The sequence below is a fragment of the Actinomadura sp. 21ATH genome (assembly GCF_041951345.1).
In the GTDB taxonomy this organism is placed as follows: domain Bacteria; phylum Actinomycetota; class Actinomycetes; order Streptosporangiales; family Streptosporangiaceae; genus Spirillospora.
The window spans coordinates 1,158,405-1,182,843 of the sequence record NZ_JBGNUR010000001.1; the positions used below are offsets into that span (position 1 = coordinate 1,158,405).

The 24,439-nt window shown below is 73.0% G+C and carries 24 protein-coding genes; 9 read left to right on the forward strand and 15 right to left on the reverse strand.

Annotated features, from left to right (window positions below; translation table 11 throughout):
- Positions 1-51 precede the first annotated feature (51 nt).
- The 7 genes from tsaB to ACA361_RS05530 all read right to left on the reverse strand — a co-directional run bounded on the left by tsaB (position 52) and on the right by ACA361_RS05530 (position 7,639).
- Positions 52-732, reverse strand: coding sequence for a tRNA (adenosine(37)-N6)-threonylcarbamoyltransferase complex dimerization subunit type 1 TsaB (gene tsaB, locus ACA361_RS05500; RefSeq protein WP_375010672.1), 681 nt, complete (start codon positions 730-732; stop codon positions 52-54).
- Between the two features lie 61 nt (positions 733-793).
- A complete protein-coding gene (locus tag ACA361_RS05505) occupies positions 794-2,455 on the reverse strand; it encodes a hypothetical protein (RefSeq protein ID WP_375010673.1) in 1,662 nt (553 codons plus the stop codon).
- Between the two features lie 264 nt (positions 2,456-2,719).
- Positions 2,720-3,187 carry a tRNA (adenosine(37)-N6)-threonylcarbamoyltransferase complex ATPase subunit type 1 TsaE gene (tsaE, locus tag ACA361_RS05510; RefSeq protein ID WP_375010674.1) on the reverse strand — a complete coding sequence of 156 codons (468 nt, stop codon included), beginning with the start codon at positions 3,185-3,187 and terminating at the stop codon, positions 2,720-2,722.
- A gap of 182 nt (positions 3,188-3,369) precedes the next feature.
- Positions 3,370-4,491: an alpha/beta fold hydrolase gene (locus ACA361_RS05515; protein WP_375010675.1), complete on the reverse strand. Its 1,122-nt coding sequence runs from the start codon at positions 4,489-4,491 to the stop codon at positions 3,370-3,372.
- Positions 4,484-5,617 (reverse strand): alanine racemase, encoded by a 1,134-nt coding sequence (alr, locus tag ACA361_RS05520; protein WP_375010676.1) that lies wholly within the window; start codon positions 5,615-5,617, stop codon positions 4,484-4,486. The genes ACA361_RS05515 and alr overlap by 8 nt, the downstream gene beginning before the upstream one ends.
- 154 nt (positions 5,618-5,771) lie before the next feature.
- Positions 5,772-7,244: an NAD(P)H-hydrate dehydratase gene (locus ACA361_RS05525; protein ID WP_375010677.1), complete on the reverse strand. Its 1,473-nt coding sequence runs from the start codon at positions 7,242-7,244 to the stop codon at positions 5,772-5,774.
- A gap of 29 nt (positions 7,245-7,273) precedes the next feature.
- On the reverse strand, positions 7,274-7,639 hold the full coding sequence (locus ACA361_RS05530; RefSeq protein WP_375010678.1) for a holo-ACP synthase: 366 nt from the start codon (positions 7,637-7,639) through the stop codon (positions 7,274-7,276).
- Between the two features lie 167 nt (positions 7,640-7,806).
- On the opposite strand from ACA361_RS05530, the gene ACA361_RS05535 reads away from it, so the two are divergent.
- The 3 genes from ACA361_RS05535 (at position 7,807) to ACA361_RS05545 (ending at position 9,519) form a co-directional block, all read left to right on the forward strand.
- A complete protein-coding gene (locus ACA361_RS05535; protein WP_375010679.1) occupies positions 7,807-8,667 on the forward strand; it encodes a helix-turn-helix domain-containing protein in 861 nt (286 codons plus the stop codon).
- Between the two features lie 41 nt (positions 8,668-8,708).
- Positions 8,709-8,930, forward strand: coding sequence for a DUF397 domain-containing protein (locus ACA361_RS05540; RefSeq protein WP_375010680.1), 222 nt, complete (start codon positions 8,709-8,711; stop codon positions 8,928-8,930).
- 373 nt (positions 8,931-9,303) lie between these two features.
- Positions 9,304-9,519 (forward strand): DUF397 domain-containing protein, encoded by a 216-nt coding sequence (locus ACA361_RS05545; RefSeq protein ID WP_375010681.1) that lies wholly within the window; start codon positions 9,304-9,306, stop codon positions 9,517-9,519.
- A 275-nt stretch (positions 9,520-9,794) separates the two neighbouring features.
- Here the strand turns inward: ACA361_RS05545 and ACA361_RS05550 are convergent, their stop codons facing one another.
- The 3 genes from ACA361_RS05550 to glmS all read right to left on the reverse strand — a co-directional run bounded on the left by ACA361_RS05550 (position 9,795) and on the right by glmS (position 13,753).
- The gene (locus tag ACA361_RS05550; RefSeq protein WP_375010682.1) at positions 9,795-10,772 is read right to left on the reverse strand and encodes an ABC transporter permease; all 978 of its coding nucleotides are present in this window, start codon (positions 10,770-10,772) and stop codon (positions 9,795-9,797) included.
- A 49-nt stretch (positions 10,773-10,821) separates the two neighbouring features.
- On the reverse strand, positions 10,822-11,733 hold the full coding sequence (locus ACA361_RS05555) for an ABC transporter ATP-binding protein (RefSeq protein WP_375010683.1): 912 nt from the start codon (positions 11,731-11,733) through the stop codon (positions 10,822-10,824).
- Positions 11,734-11,905: 172 nt separating this feature from the next.
- Positions 11,906-13,753, reverse strand: a complete 1,848-nt coding sequence (gene glmS, locus ACA361_RS05560) for a glutamine--fructose-6-phosphate transaminase (isomerizing) (RefSeq protein WP_375010684.1) — start codon at positions 13,751-13,753, stop codon at positions 11,906-11,908.
- Positions 13,754-13,897: 144 nt separating this feature from the next.
- On the opposite strand from glmS, the gene coaA reads away from it, so the two are divergent.
- The 3 genes from coaA (at position 13,898) to ACA361_RS05575 (ending at position 19,384) form a co-directional block, all read left to right on the forward strand.
- Positions 13,898-14,839, forward strand: coding sequence for a type I pantothenate kinase (gene coaA / locus ACA361_RS05565; protein ID WP_375010685.1), 942 nt, complete (start codon positions 13,898-13,900; stop codon positions 14,837-14,839).
- A gap of 85 nt (positions 14,840-14,924) precedes the next feature.
- A complete protein-coding gene (locus tag ACA361_RS05570; protein WP_375010686.1) occupies positions 14,925-17,153 on the forward strand; it encodes a DUF4132 domain-containing protein in 2,229 nt (742 codons plus the stop codon).
- Positions 17,150-19,384, forward strand: coding sequence for a DUF4132 domain-containing protein (locus ACA361_RS05575; RefSeq protein WP_375010687.1), 2,235 nt, complete (start codon positions 17,150-17,152; stop codon positions 19,382-19,384). Before ACA361_RS05570 ends, ACA361_RS05575 begins: the two co-directional genes overlap by 4 nt.
- Positions 19,385-19,427: 43 nt before the next feature.
- Here ACA361_RS05575 and ACA361_RS05580 read toward each other — a convergent pair whose 3' ends face one another.
- The 3 genes from ACA361_RS05580 to ACA361_RS05590 form a co-directional block, all read right to left on the reverse strand.
- Positions 19,428-20,612: an FAD-dependent monooxygenase gene (locus tag ACA361_RS05580; protein WP_375010688.1), complete on the reverse strand. Its 1,185-nt coding sequence runs from the start codon at positions 20,610-20,612 to the stop codon at positions 19,428-19,430.
- A gap of 69 nt (positions 20,613-20,681) precedes the next feature.
- Positions 20,682-21,074, reverse strand: a complete 393-nt coding sequence (locus ACA361_RS05585; protein ID WP_375010689.1) for an ATP-binding protein — start codon at positions 21,072-21,074, stop codon at positions 20,682-20,684.
- Positions 21,071-21,328 carry a hypothetical protein gene (locus tag ACA361_RS05590; protein ID WP_375010690.1) on the reverse strand — a complete coding sequence of 86 codons (258 nt, stop codon included), beginning with the start codon at positions 21,326-21,328 and terminating at the stop codon, positions 21,071-21,073. The genes ACA361_RS05585 and ACA361_RS05590 overlap by 4 nt, the downstream gene beginning before the upstream one ends.
- 98 nt (positions 21,329-21,426) lie before the next feature.
- On the opposite strand from ACA361_RS05590, the gene ACA361_RS05595 reads away from it, so the two are divergent.
- The gene (locus ACA361_RS05595; RefSeq protein ID WP_375010691.1) at positions 21,427-22,272 is read left to right on the forward strand and encodes a helix-turn-helix domain-containing protein; all 846 of its coding nucleotides are present in this window, start codon (positions 21,427-21,429) and stop codon (positions 22,270-22,272) included.
- A 23-nt stretch (positions 22,273-22,295) separates the two neighbouring features.
- Complete coding sequence (locus ACA361_RS05600; protein WP_375010692.1) at positions 22,296-22,541, forward strand: DUF397 domain-containing protein; 246 nt, start codon at positions 22,296-22,298, stop codon at positions 22,539-22,541.
- On the opposite strand, the gene ACA361_RS05605 is transcribed toward ACA361_RS05600, so the two are convergent.
- Entirely contained in the window at positions 22,506-22,892 is a 387-nt protein-coding gene (locus tag ACA361_RS05605; protein ID WP_375010693.1) for a PhzF family phenazine biosynthesis protein, read from the reverse strand. The genes ACA361_RS05600 and ACA361_RS05605 overlap by 36 nt on opposite strands.
- 173 nt (positions 22,893-23,065) lie before the next feature.
- Here ACA361_RS05605 and ACA361_RS05610 point away from each other — a divergent pair, with 173 nt between their 5' ends.
- On the forward strand, positions 23,066-23,719 hold the full coding sequence (locus ACA361_RS05610; protein WP_375010694.1) for a DsbA family protein: 654 nt from the start codon (positions 23,066-23,068) through the stop codon (positions 23,717-23,719).
- 15 nt (positions 23,720-23,734) lie between these two features.
- Here ACA361_RS05610 and ACA361_RS05615 read toward each other — a convergent pair whose 3' ends face one another.
- Entirely contained in the window at positions 23,735-24,433 is a 699-nt protein-coding gene (locus ACA361_RS05615; RefSeq protein WP_375010695.1) for an ABC transporter permease, read from the reverse strand.
- Positions 24,434-24,439: the final 6 nt, after the last annotated feature.

Consider the following 24,439-nt stretch of genomic DNA (forward strand, 5'->3'; position numbering starts at 1 on the left):
TCATCGGACCGGCCACCGCCGTCCGGACCGGCCCCGCCGGTGACATCGTCCTCACCCACCGGGGGTCACCTTCTTACGGGGGCCGGGCTCCTTGGCGTCGGGACGGCGCAGGTAGAGCGGCTCGGGCGGCAGCAGCTCGGGGCCGGGCCGGCCGGACAGGCGCGCCACCGCCAGCTCCGCCAGCGCGTCCGCCGACGGCAGCAGCGGCGCCGCGTCCCGCCCGGGCGCGCCCAGGACGTCGGAGTACAGGGCCGCGCCCTCGCCGATCACCGGCAGCCCGGCCGCGGCGGCGTCGGCGGGCGGGCCCACGTGCGGGCCGCCCGAACGCACGGCGGCCGACTCGTACCGGGCCCAGTACACCTCCTTGCGGCGCGCGTCGGTCGCCACGGCGAACGGCGCGTCGCGCCCGGAGGACCAGGCGATGACGTCCAGCGTGCACACGCCGTGCACCGGCACCCGCAGCGCCTCGCCCATCGCCCGCGCCGTGACCAGCCCGACGCGCAGCCCCGTGTACGGGCCGGGCCCGGTACCGACGGCGATCGCGCTCAGATCGGCGGGAGCGGCGCCCGCCTCGGCCATCACCGCGGCGATGGACGGTGTGAGCAGCTCGGTGTGCCGCCGCCTGTCCACGGTCTCCGCGGCGCCGCGGCGCCGCACGCCCTCGCCCGGGGACCACTCGTACAGCGCCACGGTGACCGCGGCGGTAGCGGTGTCAAAAGCCAAGACCAGCACGGACTGAAAGCGTACTGCAGGAGCGGCGCGGGCACTCCCACGTCCGCGCGGTCGCGCGAGGTCAGCCCTGGTTCAGGCGCTCCGCGACGCTCTCGGCCGCCTCGGTCGCGCCGTCCATCGCGGCGGACGCCCCCAGCGGCTTCCCGTCGTCGCCGCCCGAGTAGTGGATGGTGATCAGGACGTTGACCATGCGGACGTTGGCGATCGCCTCGCCCGAGCCCTGGCCCTCGTCCACGCTGTAGACCACGTACCCCTCGTCGCCGACGCCGTCGAGCGACTGCTTGTCGGTCAGCTCCTGCCCGGCGAGCAGCGCCTGGCCCGACTCGTCGGCCTTGCGCTCGTTCCCGAACCGCTCCTTGGCGACGTCCGCCGGCGGCCGGCTCTGCGCGCCCTCGATCGCCCGCAGCTCCACCGTAAGCTGGCGCTTGTTCTCGCCGGTGTAGGCGCCCCACACGCACTGGTTCTGCCGGTCGCTGCTCTGGTAGTTGTCGGCCTGCGTACGGTCGGCGTTGGGCGCCAGCTTGTCGGCGACCTCCTTGCCGAGCACCTCGCAGGCGTCCGGGACGATCGCGCGCTCGGCCTTGTTGGTCGGCGAGCCGTTCGTGGCGCCGCTGCCGACGACCTGGCCCGCGTCCTTCTCGCCCACGCCGACGCCGTTCAGGATCGCGAACGCCGCCAGCACGCACGCGCCCACCCCGGCCGCCACGCCCGCCAGCACGAGCGTGAAGCGCCGCGCCGGCTTGGGCTCGCGCACGACCCGGTGGCTGCCCGTGCCCGACCGGTACCCGCCGCTGCCGGGTGACCGCCGCGACGGAGGCGGCTGCTGCTGCCGGGAGGCGCGGCCGTACGACCCGCCCCGCGCCCCGTACTCGCCGCCGCCGGACTCGTACTCGCCGCTCTGGACGCTCGCCCTGCCCGGAATGCCGTACCCGCCGGTCTGGGTGCTCCCGCTTCCCTGCGCGCCCGCGCTCCTGGACGGGATCCCGTAACCGCCGGTGTCGGTGCTCGAACGGCCGCCGCCGCCCAGGGCGCCGTACCCGCCGGTGTCGGTGCTCCCGCCGCGCGTCCCGTACCCGCCGGTGGACGACGGGTGACCGCCGCCGGCCGTGGCTCCATGGCCGCCGCTCTCGCGGCCCGCGCCGTACTCGCCACTCGGAGTGGACCCGTAGCCGCCGCTCTGAGCGCTCGCGCCACCCGCGGATCCATAACCGCCGCTCTGGACGCTCGCCCCGCCCGCAGAGCCGTAACCACCGCTCTGCGTTCCCGCGCCCCCCGCGGACCGGTAACCGCCGCTCTCGGCGCCCGCGGATCCGTAGCCGCCGCTCTCAAGGCTCGCAGCGCCCGTTGAGCCGTAGCCGCCGGTGCCCGCGCCGCCCGTGGGGCTGTAGCCGCTTTCGGTGCTCGCGCCGCCTGTCGATCCGTAGGCGCCGCTCGTGGAGCCGTAGGCGCCGCTTTCGATGCCCGCGCTGCTCGGGAGCCTGTAGCCGCCGCTCTGGGTGCTCGCGCCGCCCGCGGATCCGTAACCGCCGCTCTGAGCGCCCAGGCCGCTCGCGGTGCCGTAGCCGCCGCTGTCTGAAGGGAGGCCGTAGCCGCCGGAGACGGAGGGGCTGGAGGGGCTGGAGGGAGTGCCGTACTCGCCGCTGGGGGCGGCGTAGCCGCTGTCGACGCTGTACTGGCCGGTGGGGCGGTATTCGGCGGGGGGAACGGGGTAGCCGCCGCTCACCGTGCGGTACTCGCCGCTGCGCGGGTCGTACTCCGTGCCACTGTCCGGTACGCGTCCGTAACCACCGCCGGTCGGGGCCGCGCCGTCCGCGGCGTCGTATCCGTCGGAGCGATGACTCCCACTGCGCTGGTTACCACTCACCGGAACCCACTCCCGAGGGAAAGTTGATATGTCGCGAAGGTGAGGTTCGTTCCGGCAAAGAGTATGACATCCAGCCGTAAAGTGGTCCTCTCGGCAAGCGGAAAAACGCGAGTCCTTCTCAGATCAGCCGAGATCGCGGTGCAGGCCGGCCCACCGGTCGCCGACCCCGTTGATCTTTACTTTCCGGGTCTCGCCGGGACCCTCGCCGCGGAAAATGATCACTTCCAGGCGCGCTTCGGCCAGCCCTTCCGCGAGCCCTTCGCCCCATTCCACGACGGTCACGGATTCGGCCGCTTCGGCGTCAAGATCAAGGTCGTCGAGTTCCGCGAATCCGCCCAGCCGATAGGCGTCCGCGTGCACCAGCGGCGGCCCCCCGGCCAGCGCCGGATGGACCCGGGCGATGACGAACGTGGGCGAGGTGATGGGCCCCCGCACCTTCAGCCCCTCGCCGATGCCCTGCGTCAGGGTCGTCTTGCCCGCGCCCAGCTCGCCGGTCAGCACCAGCAGGTCGCCCGCTCGCAGCAGGCCGCCCAGCCGCTCGCCCAGCCGCCGCATCTCCTCGGCCGTGGCCACCTCCAGGGTGACGCTCACGCTCCGCTCCTCGTTCGTCTCGGGGCCGCCGCGCGGCGGCCGTCCTCTCGCTCCCGTCCCCCGCGCCGCACGTGACCCTCCGGCCACATCCGGTCACGCGGCCGGGCATGTCTCCGGACCGCAGGCTCCTCGGGCCCTCGGGCCGCACGTTTCCAGGCCGCACGCTCTCAGGCCGCACGTCCTCAGGCCGAACGCTCCTCGCGTTCCGCGCCGGCACGGTCGAGGAGGCGGCGCACGCCGCCGGTGACCACGCCGGGGTATTCGAGGGGCAGCACGTGCCCGGCCTCGCCGACCTCAACGTACTCGGCGTCGGGCAGCGCGTCGGCGATGCTCCGGCCGTGCTCGGCGGGGGTGAGGCGGTCCTCGCCGCCGGCCATGACCACGGCCGGGACGCGGGCGAGGGTCTCCAGGGCGGCCGACTTGTCGTGCGCGATCAGCTCCGGGTAGAACTCGGCGATCACGTCGATCGGGGTGGCCCGGATCATCTGCTCCAGGAAGTCGACCACCGTCGGGCTCACGTACTTGTCGGCGAACGCCATCCGCTTGGTGACCACGAACGCCACGTCCGCGCCCAGCCCGCGGACGCGGTCGACCAGGTCGGCGCGCCGGCCGAGGCCGCGCAGCGTGCCGGGGGCGAGGGGGCGCAGCACCTTGGCCAGGACGAGCGGGAGGCCCAGCGTCATCTCGGTCAGCTTGCCGCAGGAGGTGTTGACCAGCGCGACACCGACGACGCGGGGAGAGTCGGTGGACGCCTCGAAGAGCTCGGGGTGGTTCAGCGCCAGTGCCATGATCGACATGCCGCCCATGGAGTGGCCGACCAGGACGACGGGCGCGCCGGGGCTCACGGTGGCGCTCAGCACCGCGTACAGGTCGTCGCCGGTCTGGTCGATCGTCGCGTGGGTGGGGACGCTGCGGCCGGAGCGGCCGTGGCTGCGCTGGTCCCAGAACACCAGGCGCGGCCGGCCCGGCGAGTGCCGCAGGTCGCGGCGCTGGTAGTGCCAGGTGTCCTGGGTGAGCGCGTAGCCGTGGCTGAAGACGATCGTCAGCGGCGCGTCGTCCGGGCCGTCGACCTCCACGTGCAGGTCGAGCCCGTCGGACGCCTCGACGGTCAGCGGCTTCCCGCGCAGCTCGCCGAACGGCTCGTCGGCGTCGGGGTCGGGGCGGAGCCTGACCCGCCCGACCGCCAGCCGGCGCAGGCCCACGGCGGCGCCGATCCCGGCCGCGCCGACGCCCGCCACGGCGCCGGCGATGCCGACCTTCCTCCTGCGGCTGCTGACCATCCTCGCCCCCGCCCTGTCAGCCATCCTCGCCACCTCCGGAATACACCCGGGGCACCCGGGAACCGATCCGGGTGACGATCTCATACGAGATCGTTCTCAGCGCGTCCGCCCACTCCTGAGCGGTGGGCTCCCCGCGGTCGCCGGGCCCGAACAGGACGATCTCGTCGCCGGCGGCGAGCGGGTCGTCCTCCAGATCGATCACGAACTGGTCCATGCACACCCGGCCGGCGATCCGGCGCCGGCGGCCGCCCGCCAGGACCTCCAGCAGGTTGGACCCGTGCCGGGGGACGCCGTCGCCGTACCCGGCGGGCACCACGCACAGGGTCGTCTCCCGCTCGGTGACGTAGGTGTGGCCGTACGAGACGCCGCTGCCCCCGGGCACCCGCTTGACCAGGGCGGCACCGGCGACCAGGGTCATCGCGGGCCGCAGCCCGAACGTCCCCTCCGCCGGCACCGGGGACAGGCCGTACGTGGCGATGCCCGGCCGGACCAGGTCGAAGCGGGCGTCGGGCCGCGTGAGCGTCGCGGCGGAGTTGGCCAGGTGCCGGACCTCCGGCCGGGCGCCCGCCTTCTCCGCGTACTCGACCATGTCCTTGAAGACCGCGAGCTGGCTCGCGACCGAGGGGTGGCCCGGCTCGTCGGCGCACGCGAAGTGCGACATCAGCCCCACGACCTCGACGTGCCCGGCCGCCTCGGCGGCGAGCGCGGCCTGCACCAGCGGCGGCCACTCCGCGCCCCAGGCGCCGCCGCGGGACATGCCGGTGTCGGCCTTGAGGTGGATCCGCGCGGGCCGGCCGGCCCGTTCCGCGGCGGCGGCGATCTCCTCGACCAGCCAGGGCGCGCCCGCGGTCAGGTCGACCCCGGCGGTGACCGCCTGGTCGTACGGTTCGCCGGGGACGCCGAGGCAGACCAGGATCGGCACGCCGGTCACCCCGGCGCGGCGCAGCTCCAGCGCCTCGGCGAGCTTGGCGACGCCGAGCCAGGTCGCGCCGCCGGCGAGCGCCGCGCGCGCGGCGGGCACCAGCCCGTGGCCGTACGCCTCGGCCTTCACCATGGCCATGACCGCGGCCCCCGCGGCGCGCTCCCGCAGCAGCGCGATGTTGCCGCCGATCGCGTCGAGATCGACGCGTGCCTCTGCTGGACTCCTCATGGTCACCCAGTGTGCCGCCCCCGGGGCCGTGAACGTGCCTGCTCACGCGCCTTGCGGCCACTTCACCGTCAACCAGTGAGCACCCGCGGTGCTCTCTACCCGGTTTGGACGCATTTGCCCGCCCGGGGGTTCAGCACGGTATCCGGCCCGGTGCTCACCAGACGGCGCGGAACGCGTCCGGCAGCGCCTCGACGACGTCGTACGCGCCGATCGGGGCCTCGGCGCCGTCCCCGCCCGTCCCGGCGGCGGCCATGCGGCCCGCGAGCCCGTGCAGGTACGCGCCGGACGCGGCGGCGTCCAGCGCGGACATCCCGCCCGCCAGCAGCGCGCCGATCAGTCCCGACAGCACGTCGCCGGTGCCGGCCGTGGCCAGCCGGGGCGTGCCGGTCGGGTTGACCCGCACGGGCCGGTCCTCCTCCGCGACCAGGGTCGTGGAGCCCTTGAGGAGCACGGTCACCGGGAGTTCGGAGGCGGCGCGGCGGACGTGCTCCAGCCGGCGCGCCTCGATCGCCTCCCGGTCGGCGTCGATCAGCCGGGACAGCTCGCCCGCGTGCGGGGTCAGGACGGTCGGCGCCGGGCGGCGCAGCAGGTCGCGGCGGCGCGCCACGACGGTCAGCCCGTCGGCGTCCACCAGCACCGGCACGTCGGTGCCCAGCACCGCCTCGACCAGGACCTCGGCGTCCTTGCCGGTACCGAGCCCGGGGCCCACCACCCACGCCTGGACGCGGCCGACGCGCTCCAGGGCGTCCGGCCGGGACTCGATCACGGTGGTCACGGCCTCGGGGAAGCGCTGCCGGACGAGCTCGACCGGATGCCGCACGGACGCGAACCGCACCATGCCCGCGCCGCCGCGCACCGCGCCGCCCGCGCAGAGGACGGCCGCCCCGGTGAACGCGTCGCCGCCCGCGAGGACGCCCACCACGCCGCGCCGGTACTTGTCGGACTCGGGTCCCGGCTCCGGCGGCCGCACGTCCTCGGGCCAGGCCGCGACGACGTCGGGATCGGGCAGGTCGGGGCCGAGCCCGATGTCCACCAGCTCCACGACGCCGCAGCAGGCCGCGCCCGGATCGATCAGCAGGCCCGGCTTGTGCGTCCCGAAGGTCACGGTCACGTCCGCGCGCACGGCGGGGCCCTCGACCCGGCCCGTACCGGCGTCCACGCCGCTCGGGACGTCGCAGGCGACCACGATCCCGGTGGAGCCGGTGGCCTGCCGGGCCAGGGTCGCGTGCGGCTCGCGCAGCCGGCCGGTGCCGCCGATGCCGGTGAGCCCGTCGATGATCAGGTCGGCGGACGCGATCGGTCCCGCCGCCTCGCCGGCCGGCAGCATCCGGCCGCCCGCCGCCCGCAGCGCCGCCAGCCCGCCCTCGTGGATCCGCGTCCCCGCCTGCACGGCGCGGACGCGGGCGCCGCGCCGGGCCAGCCGGGCCCCCGCGTACAACGCGTCCCCGCCGTTGTCGCCGCCGCCGACGAGCAGGATCACGTCGGCGCCGTACACGCTCTCCAGGAGCCGGGCGCAGACGGAGGCCAGCCCGGCGGCGGCGCGCTGCATCAGGGCGCCGTCCGGCAGCCGGGACATCAGGGCCTGTTCCGCGGCGCGGACCTTGCCGACCTCGTGCGCGTACCTCATCCCCTACCCCTCCCCGAACCCCGGTGGTCTCAGTCCGTGCCCCGGTCCGACTCGGCGATCACCACGGCCGTGGCGATGCCGCCGTCATGGCTGAGCGAGACGTGCCAGTGGTCCACCCCGCGCGCGCCCGCCGCCGCCGCGACCGTGCCGGCGACGTGCAGGCTGGGGCGGCCGTCGTCGGCCCGCCTGACCTCGGCGTCGGTCCACAGCAGCCCGCGCGGCGCGCCGAGCGCCTTGGCCAGCGCCTCCTTGGCCGCGAACCGGGCGGCCAGCGACCGGCCGGGCAGGCCGCGCTCGGCCTCGGTGAACAGCCGCGCCCGCAGGCCGGGCGTGCGTTCCAGGGAACGCTCGAACCGGGCGATGTCCACGACGTCGATGCCCACACCCACGATCACCCGTCCAGGGTGCCACGATCATCCGGGCCCGTGCCGCAGCCGGTCCGGAGGGCCGGGGTTTCGCGTCGAGTGCGGCGCGTTGCCGTGCAAGTTACAGTTTCAATCACCGCGGTTTTCCCGCACGCCGTTCCCTCGATCGATTCGCCCCGGCAGGAGAGGCCGCCGCGATGAGCGCATCCCCACGTCCTTCCGTACGGCAGCGCAGACTCGCCGCCGAACTGCGCCGGATGCGCGAGCAGCTCACCTACACCGGGGACGACGTCGCCGAGCGGCTCCACTGGTCGACCGCCAAGGTCAGCCGGCTGGAGAACGCGCGTACCGGGGCGAAGCTCGCCGACGTGCGGCTGCTCCTCGACCTGTACGGGGTGGACGGCGAGCGCCGCGACGAGATCCTCGCCCTGGCCCGGGACGCCGCCGAGCGCGGCTGGTGGGAGGACTACCGCGATCTGCCGGGCCCGTACGCGGAGTTCATCGGGATGGAGGCCGAGGCCCACGCCGTGACGGAGTGGGGCAGCATGGTGGTGCCGGGCCTGCTGCAGACCGAGCGGTACGCCCGCCAGGTCATCGAGGGCTGGAACGCCATCGCGACGCTGACGCCCGCGGAACTGGACCGGCGGGTCGAGGTCCGAATGCGCCGCCAGGAACTGCTGGGCGAGCCGCGCCGGCTGGAACTCTCGGTGGTGATGGACGAGGCGGTGCTGTTCCGCCGGGTGGGCGACCGGGACGTCATGCGCGAGCAACTGGATCACCTGCACCGCGTGACCGAACTCCCCAACGTGAAACTCAGAATCCTACCGCTCGATACGCCGCACGAGGTCATCGCGGAATCATTCATTCTTTTGGAGTTTCCGCCTGCGTACGACACTCTCTTCCCTGATATTGTGCACACCGAAAGCCTGACTATCAGTCACTTCGTGGACGAGGCCGTGACCTACATGTACCGCCTCGCTTACGACACTCTCGCCGCGCGGGCACTATCCCATACCGAGTCGCGGCAGCGGATTCTCCAAGCCAGGAACAACTGGTAAGAATCTTCATCGGTGTCACTCATCTTCAGGAAAGGTGTTAAGTGTCCCATATTTCCACTTCTATCCCGTCGTGGCGCCGAAGCCGCCACTGTGGCGCCAGCAACACCTGCGTGGAAGTGGCCCTCTTCGAGCGTTCGGACCTGCCGATCGCGGCCCGTGATGCCAAGAACGGCCCCGAGGGACCCACGTTGAGATTCTCACGAAGCGCATGGGGCGCCTTCGTCCAGAGAGCGAGAGAGGGCGCCTTCGACCTTCCCGGTTGATCGTTCCTTCTCACGCGGACGCAGAACCGCGAACCGAGTCTTGGCGATCGTCGGGCTCGGTTCGCCTGCACGACCCTCCTGCCCGCCCTCCCCCGCCCGCACCTGCCGGTCCCTGCCTACCCGGCCGTACCTGCCGGGCCGCACCGGACCCACGCGGACCCGCACCCGCCTCGCCGTACCCGCCACCCGCGCCTGCCGCGCCGCGCCCGTCCCGCCGCCCCCGGCCGCCCCGGCGGGCCCCGGGAGCCACGCGATCCGGACGTTCTCGCCCCCTCTTCCCTTGACTCGGACATTTGCTACCTTATTCGGCGAAGCTTCACGGTGAGATTTGGAAAAGGACACCGGGTACCCCGCCGAACGGGAGGTGAGCGGGATGGAGACGCACGCACATTACTTCCGCTGGAAAAAGAGCAGCGCATGCGGCCCCAGCGCGGCATGCATCGAAGTGGCACGCCTCACCAGGCAGGCCGTCGGTGTGCGGGACAGCCGCCGGACGGAGCCGTCCGCGCCGGTCCTGAACGTCGCCGTCACCGACTGGGCCCGCTTCGTGGCCCTGATCAAAAATGGAGACATGGATCGCCCCCGCTGATACAAAAGTGTCACCGCGGATGCGGTGGACACGGCAAGCGGGACCGCTTGACCAAAACGCGGTGCCGGACCCGGTGCCGCGGCTCGCGAACTGTCCTTACCGGCCGTTCGCACTAACGCAGCCGATATGTTCCTCGAACGGCCGGCGACTCCCCTGTTTTTCCCTTCGACTTCTGCACGTTTCACTGAGAATTGCAGAAGGGCCCGCGCTCCGTTCATCGGGCGCGGGCCCTCGCGTATGCGCAGCGGTCCGGTTCCAGCGGGCCGCGGCCGGGCTCAGGCGATGCGCGTCCCCCTCGCGACCGCGCGCACCGGCGTGCGCAGGCGGCCGGCGGCCACCCCGAGCGCCCCGCCGGCCAGCCCCAGCCCGAACACCAGCCCGAACGGCCACACCGGCCCGGCCTCGTCCTCGTCGTACGAGCCGGCCCGCGTCTCCCGGACCTCCTCCTGGATGTCGCCGAGCGGGTCGAACGGCTCGGGCACGTAGTGGTCGTCGCCGTACCCGGTGCCCGTCACCCGCGGCTCCGGGGCCGGCTGCCGGGGCGCCGCGTCGGCCAGGATCACGACCGGGTTCGGCACCAGCAGCCACCAGACCAGTTCCGGCCGCGTCCGGGTGTAGTACGCGTGGCGGTGATCGGTCGTGACCCGCGTCTCCGTCAGCGGCAGCGCCAGCCCGAACACCAGCGGCGTGCCGGCCAGCAGCCCGAACACCGTGAGGTACGACAGCAGCACCGAGGTGATGCTCCGCGCCACCAGGGCCGACCAGCCGAGCGACAGCGCGCACACGATCCCGATCAGCAGCGCCGTCACCGTGATCGTGACCGCGGCGCGGCCCACCCCGATCTCCCCCTCCAAGACCGGGACGAGCGCGCACGGCAGCGTGAGCAGCAGCACCAGCAGCCCCGTCCCCCAGGCCGCGGCGAGCTTGCCCAGCACGATGTCGCCGGGGGCCAGCCGGGTGATCTGCAGCGCCGCGAGGGTGCCGCGCTCCCGCTCGCCGTTGATCGACTGGGCGCCGAGCGCGGGCGCCACCAGCAGGGTGAGGACGAGCACGCCCAGCAGCACCCCGCCGAACATGGGGACCCCCGCGTTCTCCGCGTCCGCGCCCCCGCTGCTCTCCAGCGCGATCCGGAACAGCAGGCCGAGGCCGTTCACGACGGCGAACCAGATCCCCAGCAGCAGCTTCCAGCGGCCGGTGCGCAGCCGGGTCCGGATCTCTTGCCGGGCCACCAGCCCGATCCCGTACAGGCTCATCGCCCACCTCCCGGGCCGTTCACCTCAGGGCCGTTCGGCTCAGGGCCGCTCATCGGCGGTTCTCCGTCATCGCCATGTAGACCGACTCCAGCGCGCCGCCCGCGGGGCCGAACCCGGCCACCCGCAGGCCGTCCGCGACGAGCCCGGTCAGCAGGTCGGCGGCCGCGGCCTCGGTCAGCGGCCCCACCTCGGCGCCGCCCGGCAGCGGGACGACCAGGCCCGCCTCGGGTCGCGCGGCGAGCGCGGCGGCCAGGGCGTCCGGGTCGAGGGCGCGGATCCGCCAGCGGGCAGGGGCCGTCGCGGCGAACCCGGCCAGGTCTTCCAGCCGGTGCTCGCCGACCGTGCGGCCGTGGTCGACCAGCACCACCCGGTCGGCCATCTCCTCCAGCTCGCTGAGGATGTGGCTGGACACCAGCACCGCCACGCCGTCGGCCGCGAGGGTCCGCAGCAGGTCGCGCAGCTCGACGCGGGAGCGCGGGTCCAGCCCGGACGCCGGCTCGTCCAGCAGCAGGACGCGCGGCTTGTGGACGAGGGCGCGCGCCACGCCCAGCCGCTGCTTCTGCCCGCGCGACAGCACGTGCACCGGCCGCCCCTGGTAGTCGTCCAGGTGGACGAGGGCGAGCAGGGCCCGGATCCGGCGCGCCTTCTCGGCGGCGGGCAGCCGGTAGGCGTCGGCGAAGAACGCCAGGTACTCGTCGACGGTCAGCCGGTCGTACACCCCGAGCGTGTCGGGCATCCAGCCCAGCGCCAGCCGGGCGCCCGCGGCGTCCGTCCGCGGGTCGTGCCCGGCGACCCGGACCAGCCCGGCGTCGGGCGCGAGCAGGGTCGCGAGGATCAGCAGCAGCGTGGTCTTGCCGGCGCCGTTGGGCCCGACGAGCGCGGTCACCTGCCCGTACGGGGCGGTGAGGTCCATGCCCTGGAGGGCGTGCGCGTCGCCGAACCGGCGGGTGACGCCCCGCACCTCGACACCGAGTTCGCCGGCGCCGCGTTCACCGGTACCGAGTCCATCCGCACCGGGTCGATCCTGTGACGGCACCGCGCGCCACCTCCGCGTTAGTGAGGCCGGTCACCTCTTCGACGTACGGAGGCGGCGCACGGTTCGGTCGTTCTTCGACTATTCGGTCGTTCCCTGGCTATTCGACCGTGACGGACTTGGCCAGGTTGCGGGGCTGGTCGACGTCGTGGCCCTTGGCGGTGGCCAGCTCGCAGGCGAACACCTGGAGCGGGACGGTGGTCACCAGCGGCTGGAGCAGCGTCGGCACGGCGGGCACGCTGATCAGCGTGTCGGCGTACGGCTCGACCGACGCGTCCCCCTCCTCGGCGATCACGATCGTCCGGGCGCCGCGGGCGCGGATCTCCTGGATGTTGGAGACGATCTTGTCGTGCAGCACGTCGCGGGCGCGCGGCGGGACGACCACCACGACCGGCAGCCCCTCCTCGATCAGCGCGATCGGGCCGTGCTTCAGCTCGCCGGCCGCGAAGCCCTCGGCGTGCATGTACGCGAGCTCCTTGAGCTTGAGCGCGCCCTCCAGCGCCACCGGGAAGCCGACGTGGCGCCCCAGGAACAGCACGCAGCGCTCGCCCGACAGCGAGCGGGCCAGCTCCCGCACCGGCTCCATGGTCTCCAGCACCTTGTCCACCTTGTCCGGCATCTGCGCCAGCAGCTGGACCATGGCGAAGACCTCGTCGCCCCACTTCGTGCCGCGGACCTGCGCCAGGTACAGCGCGATCAGGTAGACGGCGACCAGCTGGGTCAGGAACGCCTTGGTGGAGGCGACCGCGATCTCCGGGCCGGCGTGGGTGTAGAGGACGCCGTCGCACTCGCGCGGCAGGGTGGAGCCGTTGACGTTGCAGATGCCCAGCAGCTTGGCGTGCTGCTCGCGGGCGTGCCGGACGGCCATCAGCGCGTCCATCGTCTCGCCGGACTGGGAGATCGCGATCACCAGCGTGCTCTTGCTGAGGATCGGGTCCCGGTAGCGGAACTCGCTGGCCAGCTCGACCTCGCAGGGCAGCCCGGCCCAGTGCTCGATGGCGTACTTGGCGATCAGCCCGGCGTGGTACGAGGTGCCGCAGGCCACGATGATGATCTTGTCGACCTCGCGCAGCTCCTGGTCGGAGATCCGCATCTCGTCCAGGCTGAGCCGGCCGTCGGAGCCGATCCGGCCGAGCAGGGTGTCGGCGACCGCCCGCGGCTGCTCGGCGATCTCCTTGAGCATGAAGTAGTCGAAACCGCCCTTCTCGGCGGCGGAGACGTCCCAGTCGACGTGGTACGCCTTGGTCTCGGCCGGGTTCCCGGCGAAGTCGGTGACGGTCACGCCGTCCGCGCGCAGCTCCACGACCTGGTCCTGGCCCAGCTCGATCGCGTCGCGGGTGTGGGCGATGAACGCGGCCACGTCGCTGGCCAGGAAGTTCTCCCCGTCGCCGACCCCGACGACCAGCGGCGAGTTGCGGCGGGCCCCGACCACCAGGTCCGGGTCGCCGGTGTGCACCGCGACCAGCGTGAACGCGCCCTCCAGCCGGGCGCAGACGGCCCGCATGGCGTCGGCGAGCCCGCCGCCGCTCTTGCGCAGCTCGTCCTCCAGCAGGTGGGCGACGGCCTCGGTGTCGGTGTCGGAGACCAGCTTGTGCCCGGCCTCCTCCAGCTCCGAGCGGAGCCGGGCGAAGTTCTCGATGATGCCGTTGTGGATGACCGCGACGTTCCCCGAGCAGTCGGTGTGCGGGTGCGCGTTGCGGTCGTTCGGCGGGCCGTGCGTGGCCCACCGGGTGTGCCCCATGCCGAGCGTCCCCGCCGGCGGGGGCTCCTCCTCCAGGGCCTTGCGAAGGTTGACGAGCTTGCCCGCGCGCTTGGCGGTGGCCAGCGCCCCGTCCGCCAGCAGCGCCACTCCGGCCGAGTCGTAGCCGCGGTACTCCAGCCGCGCCAGGCCCTCGATCACGACGTCCAGCGCCGGCTTCGAACCGACGTACCCCACGATTCCGCACATGGGCGCAAGCCTATTCGCTCCTCTCCGCGGGACCCACCAGCACATGCGCGAGGCGGGTGCCTATAGCGTGGCCAGCCGGTGAAACACCGGTGACCTCCTGGGGCCGGTGACTACTGTGTTGGCCATGACGAGCAGGTGCCGGCCATGACGAGCGGATGGGACAGCGTGCCGAGCCCTTACGTGGAACTCTCGCGGGACGCCTGGCGCGGCCTGCGCGAGAGCACCCCCCTGCCGCTGACCCCCGGCGAGCTGGACGCGCTGCGCGGGCTGCGGGACCCGATCGACATCACCGAGGTCGAGGAGGTCTACCTGCCGCTGTCCCGGCTGCTGAACCTGTTCTTCCTGGCCGACGGCGGGCTGCGGGACACCATCGGCGGCTTCCTCGGCGAGCGGGTCAAGCCGACGCCGTTCATCATCGGCGTGGCGGGCAGCGTGGCGGTCGGCAAGTCGACCACCTCCCGGCTGCTGCGCACGCTGCTGGCCCGCTGGCCCGAGCACCCCAGCGTGGAACTGGTCACCACCGACAGCTTCCTGCACCCGAACGCGGTGCTGACCGAGCGCGGGATCATGGACCGCAAGGGCTTCCCCGAGTCGTACGACCGCCGCGCCCTGGTCCGGTTCGTGTCGTCGATCAAGTCGGGCGCGCCGGAGCGGTCGATCCCGGTCTACTCGCACCTGGAGTACGACATCGTCCCGGGCGCGACGCAGACCGTGCGGCGGCCCGACATCCTGATCGTCGAGGGCCTGAACGTGCTCCAGGCGCCGCCGGCCGGGCAACTCGGCGTGGCCGACTTCTTCGACTTCTCGATCTACGTGGACGCCCGGGTGGAGGACATCCGGCAGTGGTACGTGGACCGGCTGTTCGCGCTGCGGCGGACCGCGTTCACCGATCCCCGCTCGTACTTCCACAAGTACGCGCACGAGCTGGACGAGGACGAGACCGCCGCGTTCGCGCAGCGGGTGTGGCGGGACGTGAACGAGATCAACCTGGTGTCCAACATCCTGCCGACCCGGGCCCGGGCCACGCTGGTGCTGCACAAGGGCCGCGACCACAGCATCCAGCGCGTCCGACTCCGCCGTATCTGACCCGGTTCGCCTCGCCCGGCGTATCCGCTCCTGTAGTGCCCTTTCCGGGGTCTGATGTCCGCGGGCTGCTCTACCGTGGCCCGACATGGAGATCATCGACGCCGGAGCCGTGCCGGAGACCCCCGAACCCGCCGTTGAGGAAGCGCGCGCCGCCGATCTCCCCCCGCTCCTGGTCTCGCCGCCCTGGACCTGGGAACCGGTCGTCCGGGAGGGCCTGGAGGCGCCCGAGGTCCCCGTCTCGGTCTCCTGGGACGACTACCAGCGCAGACGCCTCGCGGACGAGGGGCGCGCGCGGGGCCGCAAGGACGCCGACTGGGAGGCCGCCGCCGAGCGGTTCCGCACCGGCCGGGCCCTGACCGAGCTCACGTCCAAGGGCCGCGGCCCCCTGTACACGGGCCTGCTGCTGCACGGCCCGGAGCGTCTCGCGCGCGAGCTGTTGGACGACCGCCGCTACTGGGACGAGTTCGACGACCTCCAGGCACTCGGCGGGATCATCGTCCGGCACGAGGTCCGGGCGTACCCGCTGGCGGTGCGCGTCGCCGCGAAGGGGGAACCTGGCTCCGCCGACCTCCTCGTGCCGTTCCTCGGCGCGGAGGCGGCGGAACTGATGATCGGCATCCCGCCGGACCGGCACGGCCGCCGGCCCACCGGGACGTCCTGGGCCCGGCGGCACGGCGCCGGCGCCGTGCCGCTGCTCCTCCCGCACGCCCTCGGCGCGCCCGGCCCCCGGCGCGAGGGCGCCGAGGAGCTGCTCCGCCAGGTCGTCACCTGGCACGGCCACGAGGCCGCCGCCCGGGCGGCGCACCCCTTCGGCCCCGAGGCCGTACGGGCGATGGAGATGCTGCGCTACCCGGCGAGCGTGCCGCCGGCGGACGGGGACCGGGCTCCCGAACGCCTGCCGCGAATCCTGCTGCGCGGCCGCGGCAGGGCCCTGCCCGCGGACGCGACCCGGCACTTCACCACGCTGCTGCTCCTGTCCCGGCCCGGCCGGCCGCACTCGTTCGTCGAGGAGGTCATCGAGCTGTGCGATCCGCGCTCGCTCGCGGAGTTCGCCTGGGCGCTGTACCGGGTCGCGCCGACGGACCGGCACAACTGGATCCCCGACGGCTTCCAGTTCGCGCTGGGCCGCCTCGGCGACGACGAGACGGCCCGCCGCGTCCGGGACGTCATCAACGGCTGGGAGCCCTGGTGGCCCGGCGGGCAGGCGGCGCTGAACGCCCTGAAGGTGTTCGTCGCCATGGGCACGGACGCCGCGTTCCGCACCCTGCACGGGATCGTGGAGAAGCCGCATCCCGCCAAGCACGTCCAGAGGTACGGCGATTACGCGCTCCACCTCGCCGCCAAGACGCGCGGCCTCACGGTCGAGCGGCTGATCGACCGGCTCGTCCCGGACTTCGGGCTGGACTCCGACGGCGGCATGGACCTCGACTACGGGCCCCGGTCGTTCCGGGTCGGCTTCGACGAGCGGCTCGTCCCGTACGTCGTCGACGGCGCCGGCAAGCTCCGCAAGACGCTGCCCAAGCCCGGGCCCAAGGACGACGCCGCGCTCGCCGGCCCCGCCCACCGGCGCTTCACGGAGCTGAAGCAGGGCGTCCGCGAGGTGGCCGCCAAGCAGCGCGACCGGCTGCACGAGGCGATGCTGTCCGGGCGGGAGTGGCCGCTGGAGGAGTTCCGCGCCCTGTACGTGGAGCATCCGCTGCTCCGGGAACTCGCGCGGCGCCTGGTGTGGCGCGCCGCACAGGACGGGACCGCCACCGCGTTCCGGATCGCGGAGGACCGCACGCTCGCCGACGTCGACGACAAGGAGTTCGTCCCGCCGCCGGACGCCCGGATCGCGCTCCCGCATCCGATCCTGCTGGGCGACGCGCTGGACGCGTGGCGGGAGGTGTTCGCCGACTACGAGATCGCGCAGCCGTTCGCCCAGCTCGACCGGCCCGTCCGGCGCCTCGGGGAGGCCGACCGCGCGAGCCTGCGGCTGCCCGGCTTCGGCGGCGCCGACGTCCCGGTCGCCGCGCTCAACCGGCTGGCCAGGGGAACCTGGAGCCTGCGCACCGCGCCTGAGCACTATGGCAAGCGCGCCCTGCTCACGTACCCCGCCGGCCGGGACACGCGGGTGGAGGTCCGGTTCGAACCCGGCATCCCCAAGCACCGCACCGCCCCGGACCCGCCCCAGCGGATCACCGAGGTCGAGTACGTCCGGGACGGCGACAGCCGCCACGGCAGGGAGCCGCTCCCCTTCGGCGACCTCGATCCCGTGATCGCCTCGGAGTTCCTCGCCGACCTCACCGAACTCACCAGGAACCAGGAGACATGACGGAGACCCCTGCTCCCCGCGTCAAGGAAGCCGCCGAGAGCTCCCTTCCCGGCATCCTCGCCGCCCCGCCCTGGACGCGCGAGAGCGGCCCCAAGGAGCCCGCCGTCCTCAAGCTGAAGGCCCCCAAGGAGCCGCCGGCCGTCGTCTGGGCGCCCGGCCGCCGCGAGGAGTGGCTGAACGCCCCGTACGCGAACAAGTACCACCGGCAGGAGCGCCTCCCCGAGGACACCGACTGGGCGGGCCTGGCCGAGGAGTTCTCCAGCGGCCGGGCCCTGGAGGAGAAGGACGCCAAGGGACGCCGCCCCCTGATCACCGCCCTGCTCCTTCAAGCACCGCCGGAGATCGGTGAGCGGCTGCTCGCCGACGAGCGGTACTGGGGCGATCTCGGCGACTACGGCACCAGCGAGATCATCGAGGCCGCCGTCGCCCGGCACGAGCTGGCGGCCTACCCGCTCGCCCTGCACGCGGCGAAGACCCGCCGCGCCTTCTACTGGATGGACCCGTTCCTCAGCGCGGACGTCGCCCAGCTCATGATCAAGCATTTCGGCGTCTACCCGAACGGCGACCGGGCCGAACTCTGGTACAAGCTGCACGGGCGGGCCGCCGCGCGGCTGACCGTCCCGGACGCGCTGCGCAAGCCCGGCCCCAAGCGCACCCGCGCCGAGGAGGCGCTGCGCCTGGTCGCGCGGACGCACGGCCAGGACGCCATCGTGGCGGCCGCCGCGGAGTACGGCGAGGAGGCCGAACGGGCGATCGCGGCCCTGCGGACCGACCCGCTGGACCTGTACCCCGACCCGCTCCCCGACCTCCCCGACTCGCTCGACCCCGCGAACCTGCCGCGGCTTCTGCTGCGCGGGCGCGCGGAGGCGCTGCCGGAGTCCGCCACCCGGCACTTCATCACGATGCTCGCGTTCCAGGAAGGGGCGTACGAGGACCCGTACCCGGGCATCCCGCCGCTGGTCGAGCTGTTCGACCCCCGCTCGCTCGCCGAGTTCGCGTGGGCCCTCCGCGAGAACGACACCTATCGGGACAAGTGGGCGCGCCCCGGCTTCCAGTACGCCATCACGCAGTTCGGCGACGACGCGACCGCCGACCTCCTCGCGCCGATCGTCGGCCGGTGGTCGAAGGCGTTCGTCTGGGACAGGGGCGGGACCACCGCGCTGCGGCTGTTCTCCCGCCTCGGCACCGACACGGCCCTGCGCCACCTGGACCGGCTCGCGAAGAAGGCCGCCGACCAGGCCCGGATCCGGCCGAACGCCCAGCGCCTCCTCGACCGCGTGGCCGAGGAGCGCGGCCTCTCCCGCGAGCAGCTCGCCGACCGGCTCGTCCCCGACTTCGGCCTCGACGCCGAGGGCGGCCTGACGCTCGACTACGGGCGCCGCACGTTCCGCGTCGGCTTCGACGAGCAGCTCAAGCCGTACGTGACCGACGGGGACGGCAAGGCCCGCAAGACGCTGCCCAAGCCCGGCGTCCGGGACGACGGCGCGCTCGCGCCCGCCGCGTACCAGCGGTTCGCCGACCTCAAGAAGGAGGTCAGGACCGTCGCCGCCGACCAGCTCAAGCGGCTGGAGAAGGCCATGGTCTCCGGGCGCGGCTGGACGGCGGAGGAGTTCACGTCCCTCTTCGTCCGGCATCCGCTGATGTGGCACATCGCCCGCCGGCTGGTCTGGAGCACCGGGACGGCCACGTTCCGCGTCGCCGAGGACCGGACGCTCTCGGACGCCGCCGACGACGCGTTCACCCTCCCCGGCGACGCCCGCGTCACGCTGCCGCACCCGCTGAAGCTGTCCGCGGACGACCTGAAGACCTGGTCGGACGTGCTCGCCGACTACGAGATCCTGCAGCCGTTCCCGCAGCTCGGCCGGCGCGTGTTCACCCTCACCGCCGAGGAGGCGGCGGCCGAGCGGCTGGCCCGCTTCGAGGGCCTGACCGTCCACTTCGGCCGGATCATGGGGCTGACGGGCCGCGGCTGGGAACTCGGCGAGACCGAGGACGGCGGCTTCCGCCGGCAGGCCCTCCTCCAGCTCGCCGAGGACCGGTGGGTGGAGATCGGCTTCAGCCCCGGCATCCGGGTGATCTCCCCCGACGAGTACCCCGACCAGGACATCCGCTGGGTCGTCCTCGGCGGGCGCCGCCACGGGCGCGGCCTGACGTTCGGGGCCCTCGATCCGGCGGCCGCCTCCGAGGTCCTCGCCGAACTCGACCGCCTCACCGAGGCCGCCCGTACGTGACCGGAAGGGGGGCCGCGCTCCGGCGGCCCCCCTTCCTCAGTGGCTAGTAACTCTTGATCGCGTACCACCCCACGACCGCGGCGAACTCCTCCACCCCCGTCTCCGCCAGCGCCTCGGCCGCCTCCATCGCCCCCTCGGCCTCCCCCGCGACCTGCGCCCTGCGCGCCTTCATGTTCGCCACCGCGATCCGCTGGTTCGCGTCGGCGTACCCGCGCAGCTCCTCCTCGTACGCGGCGAACGCCCGCACATGGTCGCCGCCGGCCTCCTTCAGCTCGCCCGCCAGGACGTACCCGCCGACCATCGCCATGCTCGTGCCCTGCCCCGACAGCGGCGACCCGCAGTACCCCGCGTCGCCCAGCAGCACCACCCGGCCCCGCGACCAGGCGTCGAGCCGGATCTGCGCCGCCGAGTCGAAGTGGAAGTCCGGCGCCGTCCACATGTGCTCCAGCAGCTTCGGCATCACCCAGCTGTCGCCCTCCAGCTCGCGCGCCACCAGCTTCTTCTGCGCCTCGATGTCGCGGTGGTCGAACTCCAGCGGCCCGGCGGGGTCGAACATCAGGTAGGCGCGCGCCTCCGTGCCGTTCCGGACGCTCATCACCATCCCGCCGCGCAGCCCGCCGCCCGGCATCTGGTGCATGATCTGCCAGCCGTCCAGCCCGAGGAAGTTGGGGACGCTGAAGACGGCCATGCACGTCCCGAGCTCCTGCGGCGCCACCGGGCCGAACGCCAGCCGGCGCGTGTTCGAGTGCAGCCCGTCCGCCCCCACGACCAGCCCGAACGATCGCTCCAGCCCGCTGTCGAACGTCACCCGGACCCCGTCCGCGCCCTCCTCCAGCGCCGCGATCGAGTCGTCGAAGAGGTACTCGATCCGGTCGCCGCCCGCCGCCGTGATGATCCGCGCGAGATCGTCCCGCAGGATCTCCACGTCCGGGCTCGCCAGATCGCCGCCGCTGACCGTCCGCTCCTCGGACCGGTAGAGCTCCTCGCCCGCCGCGTCCACCACGGACATCCCGCGCATGCCCGTCGTGCGGGCGCGCAGCTCGTCCAGGACGCCCATCCGCTCCGCCACGTCCAGGGCGGGCCCCCGCACGTCGACCGCCTGCCCGCCGGGCCTGATCCCGTTCCACCGTTCGACGACGGTCACGTCGAAGCCGTACCGGTCCAGCCAGTACGCGAGGGCGGGCCCGCCGATCCCGGCGCCGGAGATGAGAATGCTCGTGTTCGTCATGCCCCGAGACTCGCCGCCCCCGCTGACGCCCCCCTGACCACCCGCTGACGCCACCCGATCAGCCAACGGTCAGCCCCCGCCGATGAGGAACCAGACCTCCGTAGCGCTCCCCGCCCTCCGCACGAACCCCCACCGCACCGACAGCTCGTCGAGCAGCGCGACCCCGCGCCCCGAAACGGCCCCGGCACCCGCCCTGCGCAGGCACGGCGTGCCGTCCGCGCCCTGATCCACCACGGCGACCCGCACCCACTCCGGGGCCCACCGCACATTCAGCAGGAACGTCCCGCCCGGCCGCCCGCTGTACGAGTGGTGGACCGCGTTGGTGCAGACCTCGGACGCGAGCAGCATCGCGTCCCACCGGCAGGGATGCCCGTCCCCGAGCGCGTCCCCCACGAACCGCCGCGCCACCCGCACCTGCGCGGGCACCCCGGCGAACCTGACCTCCTTCTCCAGCTCGTTCACCGCGCCATCGCCCTGGCGACCACGTCCACGGCCCGGGCCTCGTGGACGAGCACCGAGCCGCCTGAGAAGACGTACGCCCAGGTCCCGTACTGCGGCACCGGCACGCACGCGACGTACCGCACGCTCTTCCCCGACACCCGCAGCAGCCCCGTACCGCCGACCTCCATGACCGCCGCCGGAACGCCGCACACGTTCAGCCGCCCGGCCAGCCACTCCAGCCAGGCCACGCGCTCACCACTCTGTGGCACGTTCACCGAAACCCACCCACCCTCACCTTCGTAGTCATACAGTGACACTGTGTGGCCACAGATCCAGTGATCGCAAGTGCTTCTGAACAAATTGTGGAGCGAGGATGCCTTACACCCCCACTGTGCGCGCCCGCCGCGTCGCCCGCGAACTCAGGAACCTCCGCCTCGGCGCCGGCCTGACCGGCGATCAGGTCGTCACAGAACTCGGCTGGGACACCGCGAAACTCAGCCGCATGGAGACCGGCAAGATGCGCATCACCTCCGGCGAAGTGATGGAACTGCTGGAGGTCTACGGAATCACCGGCGAAAAGCGCACCGAACTCGTACAACTCGCCCGCGAAGCTCGCCAGAAGGGCTGGTGGCACTCCTACTACGACGTACTCAAGAAGGGCTTCAACGACTACCTCGCCTTCGAAGCAGAGGCTCTGACCTGCCGCACTTATGAGACCGTACTGATCCCCGGAATCCTGCAGACCGCGGACTACGCGCATGCGGTACTGAAGGGTACGCAGCCGCGCAAGCCGGCGGAGATCGAACGCGGAGTGGAACTCCGCGTCGCGCGACAGGGGCGCATCACCACCTCTGACCAGCCACTGCACGTCTGGGCCGTCATCGATGAAGCCGCCCTGCACCGGCTGGTCGCCGGGGCGGACGTGATGAAGGCTCAACTCGGACACCTCGCCGAGTTGAGCAAACTCGGCAACGTCTCCCTCCAGGTACTGCCGTACCGTGCGGGCGTCCACGCCGCCATCGACGGCCCTTTCGTCCTCTTGACCTTCGACGGTTACCCCGATGTGCTGTACATGGAGCACCTCATGGGCTGCGTATATATGGAGAAACCAGCCGAAACCAGGCAGGGTAAGCTGGTATTCGATCACCTGGTCGCTTCTGCCCTCAACACGTCAGATTCGGCACGACTGATCGGTCAGGTGGCCTCGGGCCTGTTCTGACCACAGGAAGGACACCGACACCGATGTCCCCTCCCGCCCCCTCTGTCGTCAGATGGCGAAAAAGCACGTACAGCGGCAACGGCGGCAATTGCGTGGAAGCCGCCGCGCTCGTCGGAGCCGTCGGCATCCGCGACTCCAAGAACCCCACGGACCCCTTCCTGACACTCGGGCGGGACGAGTGGGCGGCTCTCCTCGGCGAACTTAAGCGCCTGAGTGCCCACAGTGATACGGGTTCAAGCGGATTTGGGGATCGGGACGGCGGCACCTGAGACGCGGATACGGGGGTCGCCGGCGCGGAGTTCGCCCCGGAGGAGCCCGGGACGTCCCATGTCCTCGCCCTGGTGGAGGGTGAGGGCGGCGGCGGGGGCGACCTCGCCGATCTCCCGCAGGTACGCGCCGAACGCGGCCGCCGCGGCGCCGGTGGCCGGGTCCTCCACCACGCCGCCGACCGGGAACGGGTCGCGGACGTGGAAGACGTGCGCGGACTCGCGCCACCCAGCTGCACGGTGGTCAGGTCGTGCCCGGTCATGAGCGGATTGTGAAGGCCCGGCCGGGTTGCCGCCGGCGGGGTCGGTCGCGAAGGCCGTGTAATGCAGCACGTCACCGCTCAGCTCGCTCATGAGGCCATCGAACACCCGCCCCCGTCCAGCGGTCCACCGGGCCCTCGGCGACGCCGCCGCAGGAGTGATTGACCTCAACCGCGGTCGAGATTGCAGGATGGCACGGCCGGGGGCTGTCGATCGCCGCCGGACCAGGCGAAGAGACCGGCCACGATCGCTGTGCAGGAGCGTTCATGAGACTCGAGATATACGCGGATGTGCTGTGTCCCTGGTGCTACATCGGCAAGAGGCGCCTGTCGGCGGCGTTGGCCCAGCGCACCGGCCGCGACCGCGTCGAGGTGGTCTGGTGCGGCTACGAACTCGCGCCGGAGGAAGGCCGGACTCCCGGCCCGACCGCCGCCGAGGCCATGACCGGCTGGTGGGGCGACCAGGCGTCCGCCCGCATCGCCCGGATCCGGTCGCTGGGCGCGGCGGAAGGTCTGGAGCTCAACCTGCATCTGGCCCGCCCGGTCAACACCTTCGATGCGCACCGGCTGGTCAAGCTGGCCGCCGAGCGCGGCCGGGCCGACCAGATGATGGAACTGCTGCTGCACGGCTATCACACCGAGGGGCTCAACGTGGCCGACGCGCAGGTCCTGCAGCGCCTGGGCGGTGAGGCCGGGCTGGACGGCGACGAGGTGAGCGCCGTCCTGGACGGCGACGGCCACGCCGAAGACGTACGCGCCGACCGGCGCCGCGCGACCGGGCACGGCGTCACCGGCGTCCCCAGCCTGGTGATCGACGACCGCCCGCCCGTCTCCGGCGTTCAACCCGTCACGGACCTGCGACGGCTGCTGGAGGACGATCCGACCGGCCGGTCGGGGACATCGCCCCAACCGATGCCCTGACCCGCGCGTCCGGACTCACTCGGCGCTGGCGACCGACAGTGACCGGAGCCGTACGACGGCCAGCAACGCGGCGGCGAGGGTGGTCAGGGCCAGCAGCGGCAGCGCGACGCCGAGGGCGACCGTGGACGTCACGTACGAGGTCCCGGTCAGGGCGTCGGTGACCGAGACGGCCCACTGCTGGATGGAGGCCGACTTGGCGCCCGGCGCGAAGTTGCCCAGCAGGGACTCCCAGACCAGCGCGTACAGCAGGCCGATCGTCACGGCGTTGCGGCTGACGACCGCGAGCGCGACGAACACCGCGCTGTACGCGACGCCGCCGGCGAGGACCCCCACCGCGAAGGCCGGGGTCATCATCTCGGTCGTCCCCGCCATGACCAGCCCGGCCAGCAGCGTCGGGACCGCCGCGAACAGCGAGACCAGCACGATCGCCACGGCCAGCTTGGTCAGCACCACCACCTGCCGCGGGATCGGCTTCGTCAGCACGTACATGATCTGGCCGTCGTCGATCTCCGGGCCGATCACTCCGGTGCCCGCGATCAGCGCCAGCAGCGGCAGCAGCGTGGCGACGCCGAAGCGCTGCAGGACGTTCGCCGTGACCTCCAGATCGTTCTCGCCGATCATCCGCAGCGCGCCCGCCAGCATGAGCAGCACCGCGGGCAGCACCAGGAGCAGCAGCGCCCGCCGCCGGCCGAGCATCGACCGGAACGTGATCATCGCGAT